Raw genomic sequence first — 12,962 nt, 5'->3', positions numbered from 1 at the left:
CTAATTGTATTGTTGAGTTTTTAAACTCTTGTGTATATTTCTGAGCTTTGTTGACCATATTATCAATCCTTCCTTATTATGTAGAAATCTTATCATTTCTGTGTCCTAATAAGTGTAGCCAGATCAGTTTGCCCATAAAATTATCGCATCAACGTTTGAAGCGTGCCTACAAGCTTTACGTCGCTAAATCATAATTTTTCAATGCCCGCTCTGACAATATCGACGCCGTATTTGTCACGCAATTGCGTCAGTTTTTCACTTAAACGTTTTGCTTTGCTATCTTCCTCGGACGACAAAAGCGAAAATGTTTTGACATGTGAACGCGATACGAAGTTGGAAGCATAGAGTGCGAGATGATGGACGCGTTCATTGGGTAGGGAATCGAGCTTGACGAGAAAGTCTATCGCCAAGTTACGATAAAAAGACTCGCTAAAAGCACGATCGACGCTCAGCGAACCTTGAGATTTGACTCCGTTTTCATAACGAATCTTGAAAAAATAGGTTGTAGGGTGAAGGCTTAGCTTCATCATCGTATGCGAAAGATGGCGCGCCAAAATAATCATACGCCGTTTGAGTTCTTCTCGATCTTTAATCGGTGCAAAATTGCGTGCGATGCCGATGGAACTTCTCGCACGATCGGTACAAACGTGTTCGTTGTCTTCTCCGACCACTTTAGCGTACAACTCTTTTCCCATTCTTCCCCAACCGCTGACCAGCCGACGATACGCAATCAAATCGCCTAAAGTTTCAATACGGTATTCATGCAATTTTTGAGATAAGACTTTCCCGATACCCGGAAAATTTTCGATCGGCTGAGGCGATACGAAAGCGACGATCTGCTCTTTGGGAACAATTTTGAGACCAAAAGGTTTTGCAAAATCGGTCGCAAGTTTGGCAATCCACTTGGACGTCGAAGCACCTATAGAGACGGGTAAATCAAACGTATCCATTATTTCTTGTCGTAACGTATGAATAAAATCATACGTTTTTTCTTCACACACCCAACCGTGTAAATCTCCCCAAAATTCATCGATACTGTACTGTTCCAAGACCGGAATTTTCGTCTTTAAAAACGCTTTTAATTGCGTGGAAAGGAGTTGATAGAAAAGATGGTCGCTCGAAACGACAAGCACGTTCGGACACATCGCCAAAGCGTCGCGCAAAGGCGTTCCCGTTTTAATTCCGTAGGCTTTGGCTTCGTAGCTTTTTGCGATGACGATACCGTGTATATGTCCTTCTTCATTGATAAATTCTTTTTTCCATGCCGTTTTATCAAAGCCGTTAAACGCTTTTTTATGTTGAAAAAGCCCGTTAAATCCACCGACCGATTCGGTCATAACGCATTCGGTGTCTTCACGCGAAAAAATCTTCGTATCACTACTTTTACACACTACTACGGGTTTATTTTTCAAAAAAGGGGTACGGGTACGCTCCGCCGAAACAAAAAAACAATCCAAATCCAAATGAATAATCACGCGCCGTCCTTGTCTTTAAACATTCAAAAGGATTATAGGCTAAACGAAAAAAAGAGCTGGGAACTATTTCAAAATGAAATAAAACGCTCGAATCGGGCAAATTCGAGCGTTCAAGGAAAAAAGGTTGAGTGATTTTTAAAAAGGAGGTGTCTTGGTGGTGAAAGTATAGGACAATAGCATAAACGACCTCTTAATCGTTTGTAAATAAAAAGCAAACGTCACATAAAGCAAAAACGTTATCTACAAATTAATATAATTTTTAATGGGCGATTAAAGAGATCTGCACTAGAGTTTTTTCTAAAGATATTTTTATCTTTTACTTTAATTAGAAAGGTGCAAAAATGGCATATTCAAAACCAACGTATAAGCCTCGTTATGAAAATTTTATCGGCGGCGAATGGGTTCCACCCTTAAGCGGCGAGTATTTTGACAATCTTTCTCCGGTTGACGGTGAACTTCTTACCAAGATACCGCGCTCTTCCACGGCAGACGTCGATATGGCGGTTGCGGCGGCTAAAAAAGCATTTGAATCTTTTAAACACATGTCGGTCGTTCAACGAAGCGATATGCTCAATAAAATTGCCGACAAAATCGAAGCAAATTTAGAATTTCTCGCTATCTCCGAAACGCTAGACAACGGTAAAGCCGTACGCGAAACCCTCGCGGCCGATATCCCGCTTGTCGTCGATCATTTTCGCTATTTTGCTTCCGTCATACGCAGCGAAGCAGGATCGGTTGCCGACCTTGACGAAAATACGATCTCTCAAGAAATCCACGAGCCTCTCGGTGTCGTTGCACAAATTATTCCATGGAACTTTCCGCTTTTGATGGCGGCATGGAAAATCGCTCCCGCCATTGCCGCAGGAAACTGCGTCGTGATCAAACCGGCAAGTGCGACGCCGATGTCTATCTTGCTTTTAATGGAAACCATTCAAGACGTATTACCCAAAGGCGTCGTCAACGTCATTAACGGTGCGGGCGGGAAAATCGGTAAACACCTCTCCACGCATCCGGATATTAAAAAAGTCGGTTTTACGGGCGAGACGACGACCGGTCAGCTCATCATGCAGTACGCTACCGAAAATATCATCCCCTCAACCTTGGAACTCGGCGGGAAATCCCCCAATATCTTCTTTGAATCCATTATGGAAAAAGACGACGAATTTTTCGACAAAGCAATCGAAGGTCTCGTACTCTTTGCCTTTAACAGCGGCGAAGTTTGCACATGCCCGTCTCGCGCATTGATTCAAGAGTCTATCTACGAACCGTTTATGAAACGCGTTTTAGAGCGCGTTAAAGCCATCACGCAGGAAAACCCGCTCGATCCGACTACGAAAATGGGTGCGCAAGCCTCCGTCAATCAAAAAGAGAAAATCTTAGATTATATCCGCATCGGTAAAGAAGAGGGAGCGCAGTGCCTTATCGGCGGTGAAGCGTACGAGAACAAAACATTCCCGAAAGGCAACTACATCAAACCGACGATCTTCAAAGGTCACAATAAAATGCGCATTTTCCAAGAAGAAATTTTTGGGCCTGTTTTATGTGTCACAACCTTTAAAGACGAGGATGAAGCGCTTGCCATCGCGAATGATACCATTTACGGTTTAGGTTCGGGTGTTTGGTCTAGAGATGCACATCAACTCCACAAAATGTCACGCGGCATCGAAGCCGGACGCGTATGGGTCAACTGCTACCATCTCTATCCGTCTCATGCCTCTTTCGGCGGCTACAAAAAATCAGGTATCGGTCGTGAAACGCATATGATGATGCTCAATGCGTATCGCCATACGAAAAATATTTTGACGTCATACAACAAAAATAAACTCGGATTTTTTTAAATCACTTTATGCATGGGCTTTTGCCCATGCTTTTTTTCAAGGAGTCCTTTATGACGATTCATCGTCTGAGCGCAACCTCCGAAGCGCTCAAAGTTATCGAAATGCTCAAAAACGAATACGGTGAGCTGGTTTTCAACCAAAGCGGCGGCTGTTGCGACGGCACCGCGCCGATGTGTTACGAAAAAAAAGATTTTCACGTTCCTTCCCGTAACGTCAAATTGGGTACGGTGGGCGGTTGCGATTTTTTTATCGATCCGGATCAGTTTGAGTATTTTCGTTACTCGCAGATTATTTTGGACGTAAAGGAAGAAAAGAGTGCTTTTGGGAACTCGTTTTCGCTTGAAATCGACGAAGGGTATCAATTTATCACGCGTTCGCGTATCTTTAGCGATGAAGAAAATCGCCTGTTAAAAGAGCAAGAGGGAAAATGATCCCCTCTGTTTAAAGAGCTTCTTTAAAGTCGATTTGCGTTATACGAAGGTTATCCAACGATAAAACGGTAAGTTTATCGTTTTGTTTCGGAAGCGTTTGTGCCGTTTGCTTATCCTCGACCAACCCTACCGAATAGCCGTACTTTTTAAACTTCGGCATCATAAACATGCTCATAATCACACTCGGAACTTCCGTAGCATCCATCATGTAAAGTGCGTTATTGTCGTTTAAATAGTTTGGATTTGTTTCTAAAAAAGCCTTCATCGTTTCGCCTTGCGCTTTGGTAAACGCGATAATAATCTGCTTGGTTTGGGCATTAATTACGACCTCTTTTTCAAACTGATCTTTAAGTTTTACGTTTGGGAAGATACCGTTTTCCTGCAAAACGTCCGCAAAAAGCGACACGGGTATCAGCATCGCAAAAAGCCATTTTTTAATCGTCATGATTTGTCCTTATTAATAATTATTATTTCATTATATCTTTTATACGTTAATAAAATTTAAATCATTGAGAGTAAAAAAGCGTGTTATACTTCGTTTAAATTCCCCGTAAAAGGACTCGTATGCAAATCGCCGTTATCTCGCCTTTGTTTTCGCGATCGCCCGAATTAATGGAGCAGATGCGTGAACGATTTGGAAACGTCAAACATAATGCCGACAACACTCTTAAAACCAAAGCCGATCTCATCGCATTTTTAGACGGCATTGAAGTTGCTATCGTCGGAAGAGAAGAGATCGACGCGGAAGTTTTGAGGGCGTGTCCCGCGCTTAAAATGCTCTCGCGATACGGTGTCGGGCTGGACAATTTGGACCTCGAAGCGATGCAACAATACGGCGTCAAACTCGGTTGGACGGGCGGAACAAATCGCAATTCGGTCGCCGAGATCACCTTGTACTTTATGTTGGCGTTAATACGCAACACCTACATCGCCTCGACGCTGCTTAAAAAGCATACGTGGAAAGTAAACGGCGGCATGGAACTCAGCGGCAAAACGATCGGACTTTTCGGCTTCGGAAATATCGCCAAGCGTGTCATCGAACTGCTCAAACCTTTTTCATGTACGATTCTCGTTTACAACCGAACGCACGATGAAGACGAAGCAAAGCGTTACGGTATTACGTTTGCGAGCAAAGCTCAAATTTTACGTGAAGCGGACATTGTTTCGATTCATCTGCCCTTAACCGACGAGAGCCGAAACCTTTTTTCCACGGCCGAATTTGAGGCGATGAAGCCGACAAGCTGCATTATCAACACGGCGCGCGGAGGCATCATCGATGAGGAAGCACTCAAAGTCGCTTTAAAAACAGGACAAATCGCCGGAGCCGGCTTGGAAGCATTTTTGGAAGAACCGACTTCCGATTGGGAGCTGATCGACCTGCCTAACCTTATGTGCCTGCCCCACGTCGGCGGTAACTCAAAAGAGAGTATTTTAGCGATGGGCGAAGCCTGCATCGCGCATATCGAAGATTATGTCAACATTCTTTAAGACTGAGGCTTACTTTACTTTTTTCTTTGTCCACTTCGATAACGCGAATACGGCTTAACTGTTGGTTGATACTTAAAACTTCCAACGGATGGGCGATGCGTTTATCGCTCATTTGTGAGATGTGAATCAACCCATCATTTTTCAGCCCAATGTCCACAAATGCTCCAAAATCGGCGATATTGCGCACCACGCCCGAGACGATGGAACCCTCACTAAGTTCGCTAATGTCCGTTAAGTCGGAGCGAAAGGCAATCGGCGGCAAACTCTCTCTGGGGTCAAATCCCGGTTTTAAAAGCTCGGCGATGATGTCTTGAAGCGTCGCCTCGCCAACACCGTTTTCATGCGCTAACGCAACGATCTGCTCTTTGGAAAGTGTTGCCAAATCAGCACGTGCCAAAAGCTTCTGCGCAATCGCATAACTCTCAGGGTGAACGCCCGTGTTGTCGAGCACACTTTTACCCTCACGAATGCGGAAAAATCCTGCACATTGCTCATACGCTTTGGCTCCCAAACCTTTTACATGTAAAAGTTCAGCCTTACATGTAAACGCCCCTTTACTTTCACGATGCTCAACAATCGCTTTGGCAAGTTTTGCGCCAACACCCGCCACATAGGAAAGCAGAGAGATGGAAGCACTGTTCGGGTCAACCCCGATGCGATTGACCAAATCTTCAATGACTTCACTCAGTTTTTTCTCCAACTGTTTTTGATCCACATCGTGTTGGTATTGACCAATTCCTAGCGACTTTGGATCGATCTTCACCAACGCTGCCATCGGGTCACGCAGACGTTGCGCGATGGAGATGGCTCCGCGAATCGTCACGTCAAGGTTCGGGTACTCTTCGGTGGCGATTTTCGACGCGGAGTAGATGGAAGCGCCTGCTTCCGAAACCACGGTATAGGCAAGATTCAACCCCTCTTCACGGTTCAGGCGTGCAAAAAATTCTTGGCTTTCGCGCGAACCCGTGCCATTGCCAATCGCCACGGCGGTGATGTGGTACTTTTGCGTAAACTCTTTAATGACTTTAGCAGACTTCTCATAGTCGCTTTGCGGCGGTGTCGGGTAAATCACGGCGTGCGTCATGTATGTACCATGTTCATCGACAACCGCAAGTTTACACCCAGTACGGTACGCTGGGTCAACGCCTAAGATGACGCGTCTGGTGACGGGCGGTGTGTTGAGAAGTTGAGAGAGATTTTTACCAAAGGTGGCAATCGCCCCAGTATCAGCTTTTTCTTTCACAATGGCGTGAATCTCGCGCTCTAATGAGGGAAAGAGAAGCCTTTTAAACCCATCCAAATAAGCCTCTAGCAAGTAGCTTTTAGAACTTTTAGCGTTGCGTGGAATGCGGTAACGCGTAATGGCACTTTCCACTCGCTCCATCTCGTACAGTATCTTTACATGTAACTCTTTTTCGCTCACACCTCGCATCATCGCAAGGTAGCGGTGAGAGGGAATGGACGCGATGCGTTCACTTTTGCCCGCCAATTTAGCATAGAGTCCATCGGGTTTAAGCGTTTTAGTCGCTTTGATCTCAAACGAGGCGTGCTCATGTAACTGTGCCCGCCAATACTCCCTCTCTTTCGCATCATCACTGTACCGCTCCGCCACGATGTCTTGCGCCCCTGCAATCGCCTCTTTAACACTTCCAATCTTCTCATTCACAAAACTCTGCGCTTTTTTTTCAAACGCCTCTAATTCTAATTCTGCGCGCTCCAAAACATCCGCCAATGGCGTAAGCCCAGCCGCAATCGCTACCGCCGCTCGTGTGTTTTTCTTCTCTTTGTACGGTCTGTAAATGTCTTCCAACTCTTGAAGTGTTTGCGCCTTTTCAACCGCTTTTTTCACCTCATCGCTAAGCACGACCTTTTCAGCAATCAGCCGTAAAATCTCCTCTTTACGATCATGCAATTTTTTCGCATAAGCATAAATGCTATCAAACTCTCTCAGCTGTTCATCGCTCGCGCCACCCGTCATCTCCTTGCGATACCGTGCGATGAAGGGGATGGTCGAGCCCTCATCTAAGAGCTTTAAAATGTTGATAATATTTTCTTTGGCAATGCCTGTTTTTTGAACTAAAATGGGAATAAGAGGGTTCATATTTTTTGCTTTCCTAAGGTTTACATGTAAAGATTTTTGGAGAGGCATTTTAGCGGAAAAAATATGAGATGTATAACGGTTTACATCTCATACCGTGATGGTTTTTTGAGTGATATTTTTTACATGTAAAAAATATCACCACTGAATTTTAGGTTCAACATGCCTCATCGCACAATCCATCAAAAATGAATTAATCAGTGTTTGATAAGGTATGCCGACTTTAGCGGATAATGCTTTAAAATAGTCTTTGATTTATCAACAAAAAAAATAAATATTTTTCTTAATATTCAAAACTCATTGACCACTGAATACCAGTTAATTCTTTAAAAACTTTCATTTGCATTAATCCATAAAAAGTTCTATATTCTTGAAGATTTGAATACTGCTCCATCAATAAATTAAATGAATGATTATACTCATTGCTTTCTCTCATAACTTTATTGACTATTGATGTGAATGAAGTTAATTTGTCAAAACTAAAATCTTGACCATCTATATTGTTTAAAGTTTTTAGCAAATCAACATTTTCAATTTCTTCTGGTTGACTAAATGCTTTTGAGATTGTTCCCGCTTGAATAAATGTATTTTTATGATGCCCTGACAAGTTTGACACTTTTTGAAAGTTTGTTTTTTCAATTATCTGTTTTTTTATACTTGCTTCTACTAATTCTTCCACATTTTGAATAGCAGGGGCAGCATATAAAACCAATGCTTGTTGTCCAAACTGACTTTCAAGATGCTCAAGTAATTTTTGCTGTTTTGGATATATTTTATATCTAAAATAGGGTTGCTTCCAATGACTCCATTGTCCACTCAAAGGTGATATCAAATATTCAGAACTTTTGTACTGAAATAATAAATTGGTTTTTATTTTTGGTATATTGTGAATACTTGCTTGTGTGTGATGCTCCATTTCCTGTGCAATATCCTGTAAATCTCTACCTCTGTAAGGTGGCTGAAACCAAAACCAAGGATAACCGAACATCTGCCATAGGTGCCTATTTTTTGAATATGCTACAGAATCTGCACCTATGACTCCTTCTTGTGTCTGACCAAGAGGGAAATAGACAGAACTTAAATTACCCAATTCTGCATTAAAATAATTTTCAAATGTTTTTTCTTCATACGATATATTCATTATTTTCCTTCGATAATACATTTATTAAACCCAAACTGCTAGTTAAACAGAAGAGCTTTTTTGTAATCACTAAGCTCTAAAAAGTAGTTGATAGCAAAAAACAACAAAAAAGGTCGGAATTAAACTTTTAAACTTTCATCTTCTTCTAACTCTTTTTTCATTACTTCTATCTGCATTTTAAGTGTTGGAAATTGCTCAGTAATCACTTTCCAGACAATCTCTTCATCGATTTCAAAGTACCAGTGAATGAGTTTATCGCGCATTTTTGCCATAAGTGACCAAGGGATTTGAAGGTATTTTGAGGCTATTTCATCAGGGATTTGTTTGGTGGCTTCGCCGATGACTTCAAGTTCGCGGACACATGCACTCACCGTTTTATCATCAGTTTTGAAGCGTTCAAAATCGTAGCCATCAGTGAAAGTTTCTATTTTATGAATGCTTTTAAGAATGTCATCCAGATACAAAAGATAATTGCGTTTCATACCGCAATCGCTTCTTGGAGAATACTTTGAGAGAGTTCGGCTCGGAGTTTTCGTTTAGGAACGAGATCAACATTTTTACCCAATGCATTTTTGAGTTTTTCTTCGAGTTCTATAAACGTCAACAAATCAGGTGTTTGCGAAAAATCGACAAGCACATCGACATCGCTATTTTGAGTTGCTTCACCTCGCGCTGTTGAGCCAAAAAGAGCGAGCGATGTTATATGATAATTAGGTGCAAGCTGAGCTTTTAAAACAGATAATTTTTGTAAAATCAGCTCTTTCTCACTCATACTTGCCTCCTTTAAACTTTTAATTTTATTGTACCAAAACTTTACATGTAAAGCTACTCATCCTTAAACGCGAACCCTTGCTCTTCGAGGTCTTTTGCCGTGCTACGGTAATAAACATCAGCATAGTAATTGGTTGTGATCTCGGCGTAGGTCGGCATCGAGCCACTACCGGTTTTATCGCGAAATGCTTTAAGCGTGTGCTCGTATGCCAATGCGCCTTTTTTGACTTTGTCGCTCTCATACACGTCTTCCATGGCAAACGTATCGAGAGCGACGCGCGGTTTTAAAGGAGCACTCTTGGCGCGCTCGCTCGGTACGCCGATGGTACATCCTAAGGCTAAAAAGGTTTTTTGAGGAAGGTTAAAAAGCTTGGTAAACGCCGGCGAATTTTTGCGCACCGCTCCGATGCACGTCGTGCCATACCCTAAAGCACCGGCGGCACTTTGAAGATGGTCTATCATAATGCCCGCATCAATCGCGCCCACCATAATACCCTCGGCACTCTGTTCGATGACGTGTTTTCGCCCCACGCTCTCTACAATAGCACTCGTGCGATTAAAGTCGATGACGACACCTACAAAAACATCCGCTTCCGCGATGTGCGTTTGTCCGCCGCAAAGTTCTGCGATGGTTTTAAGCTTCTCTTTGTTGCGCGTATAAACAAGGCTAATTTGCTGCCCGTTGATAGAGGTTGGAGCACGTTGTGCGGTTTTGAAGATGGTTTGCAAATCCTCTTCGCTCACGCGCTCACCCGTAAAATGGCGGATCGATTTTCGATTTTGTAAAAGACTCAACATCGCATTTTCCATGATTTATCCTTTAAAATTTTCGCTCAACACTTCCATCAGTCGTTTTTTCTCCGCTTCGATGTTAAGATCGCCTTTGAAAATATCGTGAACGGAAAACGTTTTCATCGGTGTCGCGCCGCAAAACTGCCATGTTTTGTGTGTCGCTATATGGGCTTCATCCAAGCTCAAGCCGTCAAAAAAGCCCTCTTTGTCGCTAAACTCAGAGATGGGACAATTATACGTCAAGGAGAGCATATAGCGTTTGCCTTGCATCAAGCCGCCGCTACCGTAACGCTTGCTCGCATCGCTTCGACTACGTCCGTCATTGGCGTAAATGCCGTTGTTCGCACCTGCGGAGAAGACTTCGTCGATGTACTTTTTCATCATCCACGGAACGCCCATCCAATAGACCGGATATTGAATGATGAAATAATCCGCCCACTTAAATTTTTCAACCTCTTCAAGCACATCGTAGTCGCTTTGGGCTTTGGAATGCTTCACGTTAAAGCCTCGGCTTTTTAAAAAGTCCTCCGCCGTATCGATAAAGATTTGCGTCAGTTTTCCCTCCGCGACATGCGGATAGTATTGGTGTCCGTTGATGATGAGTACGTTTTTCACGGTATTCCTTTTGAGGGTATTTTTGTCAAGACTCTGCGTTGCTCAATGACCCTAACGCCGAATTTTGTTCGGCAAACGCTTTGTGCTTTTTTTTGACATGTAACGCTAAAAGTATAAAAAGCTTGCACTTAAAATATCCTTACGATACTTTAGTAATGTAAGGATAAATATTTTATACTATGCTATAATTCCGATAACAAAACGATTACCAAAGGAATGCTATGTACCGCGTTAACGGCAAGGAGTACGTTTGCTCCGTCGCTATTGCCCAAGATATTTTCAACGACAAATGGAAACTGGGAATCATCTGGCATTTACTCGAAGGTGAAAAACGTTACAAAGACCTTTTTGAGGAAGTGCGCGACATCACGCAAAAAACGCTCACGGTTAAACTGCGCGATTTGGAAGAAAAAAAATTGATCAAACGCGTCGTTTTTGCCGAGATTCCTCCGCGCGTCGTTTACTCCTTAACGCCCGTCGGAGAAAAACTCCGCCCCGTGCTCAAAGCAATGTTCGAATGGAGCATCGAGTACGTCAAAGAGTGCGGATCGTTTAGCCAAGACAATGTGTGCGAAGCCAAATTATCCGATACCAAAGAGCTTTAATACGACAATAAGGAACCGCTTTGGAAAACAACAAACACCGCCTCATTTCCGAGTTTGAAAAAGACCTCAAACACTATGAAAGTTTCAGCGATAAAATGCATCTTTTACTCAAAGAGCTTCTGAGACAAGAGCATATTTCCTACCACTCTATCGAAAATCGGGTCAAAGAAAAAAACAGCCTTTCCAAAAAAATCGACGGTAAAAACAAATACCAAAATCTAAGCGAAATCACCGACATCGTGGGGTGCCGCATCATCAGCTATTTCGAAATCGACGTCGAAAAGATCGTAGCACTTCTCTCCAAAGAGTTCAAAATCGACGAAGAAAACTCCATCGACAAAAAGAAAATGCTAGACCCCGACCGCTTCGGGTATCTCTCTTACCACATCATCTGCTCCATCAGCGACGAGCGGGCCACGCTTCGGGAGTACCAAAACTACAAAGACCTCAAATTTGAAATTCAGGTACGTACCATTTTGCAGCACGCATGGGCGGAGATAGAACACGACATCGGGTACAAGTCTAACATCGCCGTCCCACGGGAATTTCGTAGAAAGTTTTCACGTATTGCGAGCATTTTAGAAATTGCCGACGACGAATTTAGCCAGCTTAAACGAGATATCCACGACTACGTGGAGACCATCTCCAAACAAGGGTTTGAAAACATCGACATTAACGCCGAGAGTCTCAAGCTTTTTATCGAACAATCAAACGACCTTGAAGAGATCGAAGCGTATATCATCGACGCGTTGGCACTGAAAAACCTCTCCTTTTCGGAGCAGATGCAATCGGCGAACATCAGTCTTTTTTTAAATATCATCAACACGTTTACCACGTTTAAAGAGATTTTAGAGATTCAAAATTCCCTTCAAAAGCATCAAGAGCGTATCAAAAAATTTATCGTTAAATGGGCACATGCAAGAGGGACTTTGCTAGAGCGCTTTCGTGAAAATTTTGAACAAAAAGACGGATTTATCATCGGTTATGCGCTAATGATCGAGTTTTTAGAAACCAACCATACCGAAGGACTTGCCGCGTTTTTTCCAAGTGCTTCCCTGCATGAAAAAAGCGAAGCCGTCGCATTAGCGATGAAACTTTACAGAGAAATTACGCACGCAAACTAAGTTTCAAATGATGACTTCTTTATGTATCACCGATAAAATGGATATATTAGCAGAAAATTTCATTTGACGACTGTACCTTTGTTTCTTGCAACTTTAGTGAGACTCTTTTCTCATCATGTCGCTTTATAAGATGTCGTTTTGAAAACTGTAATCTAAACCTGATGAAACTCATCGATACCAAAATAAGCGATGTTCAATTTTCCTTATGCAAAAGAATAGGCATCGACTGAACGATGGCAAACTGAGATAGTCTTCTGAGCCTTGAACCCATGCATTTTCGTGACTGCCTTCTGGGTGACAGTAATTTTTTTGCCATGCTTTCTCCTTTTTGAAGTGGATTAATACATTTAAAATTGTATAGGAGTTAGGCTTAAGGAAGATAACAGAGCTTACACAAAAAAATTTTGTAGTATAAATCTTGATATCTATCAAGGACATGCCCTATTCTTTAATTATATACTCAACTTTCGCACATAGAAAATCGTAAATTTCCTATATAAAAAGTTTCCTCAGGGTTTATGAAACTTTACATTTTTTACTTTTTGAACACTTTGAGGAACAGAAAAAACTCATTTGGTGTTTTT

14 protein-coding genes are annotated in these 12,962 nt (G+C 42.4%); 6 read left to right on the top strand and 8 right to left on the bottom strand.

The annotated features are described in order from the left end of the window. Positions 1–188 precede the first annotated feature (188 nt). The gene (locus OA34_RS12790; protein ID WP_039675999.1) at positions 189–1,475 is read right to left on the bottom strand and encodes a DNA polymerase Y family protein; all 1,287 of its coding nucleotides are present in this window, start codon (positions 1,473–1,475) and stop codon (positions 189–191) included. A 341-nt stretch (positions 1,476–1,816) separates the two neighbouring features. On the opposite strand from OA34_RS12790, the gene OA34_RS12785 reads away from it, so the two are divergent. Together OA34_RS12785 and OA34_RS12780 are read left to right on the top strand one after the other, a co-directional pair. After that, positions 1,817–3,313, top strand: coding sequence for an aldehyde dehydrogenase family protein (locus OA34_RS12785; protein ID WP_039675997.1), 1,497 nt, complete (start codon positions 1,817–1,819; stop codon positions 3,311–3,313). Positions 3,314–3,363: 50 nt separating this feature from the next. After that, positions 3,364–3,744, top strand: a complete 381-nt coding sequence (locus OA34_RS12780; protein ID WP_039675995.1) for a DUF779 domain-containing protein — start codon at positions 3,364–3,366, stop codon at positions 3,742–3,744. 10 nt (positions 3,745–3,754) lie between these two features. Here the strand turns inward: OA34_RS12780 and OA34_RS12775 are convergent, their stop codons facing one another. Further along, positions 3,755–4,189 (bottom strand): hypothetical protein, encoded by a 435-nt coding sequence (locus OA34_RS12775; RefSeq protein ID WP_039675993.1) that lies wholly within the window; start codon positions 4,187–4,189, stop codon positions 3,755–3,757. 119 nt (positions 4,190–4,308) lie between these two features. On the opposite strand from OA34_RS12775, the gene OA34_RS12770 reads away from it, so the two are divergent. After that, positions 4,309–5,232: a phosphoglycerate dehydrogenase gene (locus tag OA34_RS12770; protein ID WP_039675991.1), complete on the top strand. Its 924-nt coding sequence runs from the start codon at positions 4,309–4,311 to the stop codon at positions 5,230–5,232. On the opposite strand, the gene OA34_RS12765 is transcribed toward OA34_RS12770, so the two are convergent. The 6 genes from OA34_RS12765 to OA34_RS12740 all read right to left on the bottom strand — a co-directional run bounded on the left by OA34_RS12765 (position 5,219) and on the right by OA34_RS12740 (position 10,649). Next, positions 5,219–7,333 carry a helix-hairpin-helix domain-containing protein gene (locus OA34_RS12765; protein ID WP_039675990.1) on the bottom strand — a complete coding sequence of 705 codons (2,115 nt, stop codon included), beginning with the start codon at positions 7,331–7,333 and terminating at the stop codon, positions 5,219–5,221. The two genes, OA34_RS12770 and OA34_RS12765, sit on opposite strands and share 14 nt — an antisense overlap. Before the next feature lie 280 nt (positions 7,334–7,613). Next, a complete protein-coding gene (locus OA34_RS12760; RefSeq protein ID WP_039675988.1) occupies positions 7,614–8,471 on the bottom strand; it encodes a hypothetical protein in 858 nt (285 codons plus the stop codon). Positions 8,472–8,590: 119 nt separating this feature from the next. Continuing rightward, entirely contained in the window at positions 8,591–8,953 is a 363-nt protein-coding gene (locus OA34_RS12755) for a HepT-like ribonuclease domain-containing protein (RefSeq protein ID WP_039675986.1), read from the bottom strand. Continuing rightward, positions 8,950–9,267, bottom strand: a complete 318-nt coding sequence (locus tag OA34_RS12750) for a nucleotidyltransferase family protein (RefSeq protein ID WP_442764953.1) — start codon at positions 9,265–9,267, stop codon at positions 8,950–8,952. The genes OA34_RS12755 and OA34_RS12750 overlap by 4 nt, the downstream gene beginning before the upstream one ends. Before the next feature lie 29 nt (positions 9,268–9,296). Further along, positions 9,297–10,052, bottom strand: coding sequence for a nitroreductase family protein (locus tag OA34_RS12745; protein WP_039675982.1), 756 nt, complete (start codon positions 10,050–10,052; stop codon positions 9,297–9,299). A 3-nt stretch (positions 10,053–10,055) separates the two neighbouring features. Further along, on the bottom strand, positions 10,056–10,649 hold the full coding sequence (locus OA34_RS12740; protein WP_039675980.1) for an NAD(P)H-dependent oxidoreductase: 594 nt from the start codon (positions 10,647–10,649) through the stop codon (positions 10,056–10,058). Positions 10,650–10,870: 221 nt separating this feature from the next. Here OA34_RS12740 and OA34_RS12735 point away from each other — a divergent pair, with 221 nt between their 5' ends. From OA34_RS12735 to OA34_RS13850, 3 genes are read left to right on the top strand one after another with little or no spacing between them, the layout of a single operon-like run. After that, complete coding sequence (locus OA34_RS12735) at positions 10,871–11,254, top strand: winged helix-turn-helix transcriptional regulator (RefSeq protein ID WP_039675978.1); 384 nt, start codon at positions 10,871–10,873, stop codon at positions 11,252–11,254. A 20-nt stretch (positions 11,255–11,274) separates the two neighbouring features. Next, positions 11,275–12,378 (top strand): GTP pyrophosphokinase, encoded by a 1,104-nt coding sequence (locus OA34_RS12730; protein ID WP_286683050.1) that lies wholly within the window; start codon positions 11,275–11,277, stop codon positions 12,376–12,378. 56 nt (positions 12,379–12,434) lie between these two features. After that, positions 12,435–12,608: a pentapeptide repeat-containing protein gene (locus OA34_RS13850; protein WP_231563893.1), complete on the top strand. Its 174-nt coding sequence runs from the start codon at positions 12,435–12,437 to the stop codon at positions 12,606–12,608. Positions 12,609–12,962 lie beyond the last annotated feature (354 nt).

Source organism: Sulfurospirillum sp. MES (genome assembly GCF_000789415.1).
Classification (GTDB): domain Bacteria; phylum Campylobacterota; class Campylobacteria; order Campylobacterales; family Sulfurospirillaceae; genus Sulfurospirillum; species Sulfurospirillum cavolei.
The sequence above is the reverse complement of the archived record's forward strand: the minus strand, read 5'-3'. Positions and strand labels throughout refer to the sequence as shown.

Bases quoted from the DNA above. Each gene is read 5' to 3' on its own strand.
- OA34_RS12755 (WP_039675986.1), bottom strand. From the start codon at position 8,953: ATGAAACGCAATTATCTTTTGTATCTGGATGACATTCTTAAAAGCATT.
- OA34_RS12765 (WP_039675990.1), bottom strand. From the start codon at position 7,333: ATGAACCCTCTTATTCCCATTTTAGTTCAAAAAACAGGCATTGCCAAA.
- OA34_RS12760 (WP_039675988.1), bottom strand. From the start codon at position 8,471: ATGAATATATCGTATGAAGAAAAAACATTTGAAAATTATTTTAATGCA.
- OA34_RS12780 (WP_039675995.1), top strand. From the start codon at position 3,364: ATGACGATTCATCGTCTGAGCGCAACCTCCGAAGCGCTCAAAGTTATC.
- OA34_RS12770 (WP_039675991.1), top strand. From the start codon at position 4,309: ATGCAAATCGCCGTTATCTCGCCTTTGTTTTCGCGATCGCCCGAATTA.
- OA34_RS12775 (WP_039675993.1), bottom strand. From the start codon at position 4,189: ATGACGATTAAAAAATGGCTTTTTGCGATGCTGATACCCGTGTCGCTT.
- OA34_RS12735 (WP_039675978.1), top strand. From the start codon at position 10,871: ATGTACCGCGTTAACGGCAAGGAGTACGTTTGCTCCGTCGCTATTGCC.
- OA34_RS12785 (WP_039675997.1), top strand. From the start codon at position 1,817: ATGGCATATTCAAAACCAACGTATAAGCCTCGTTATGAAAATTTTATC.
- OA34_RS12745 (WP_039675982.1), bottom strand. From the start codon at position 10,052: ATGGAAAATGCGATGTTGAGTCTTTTACAAAATCGAAAATCGATCCGC.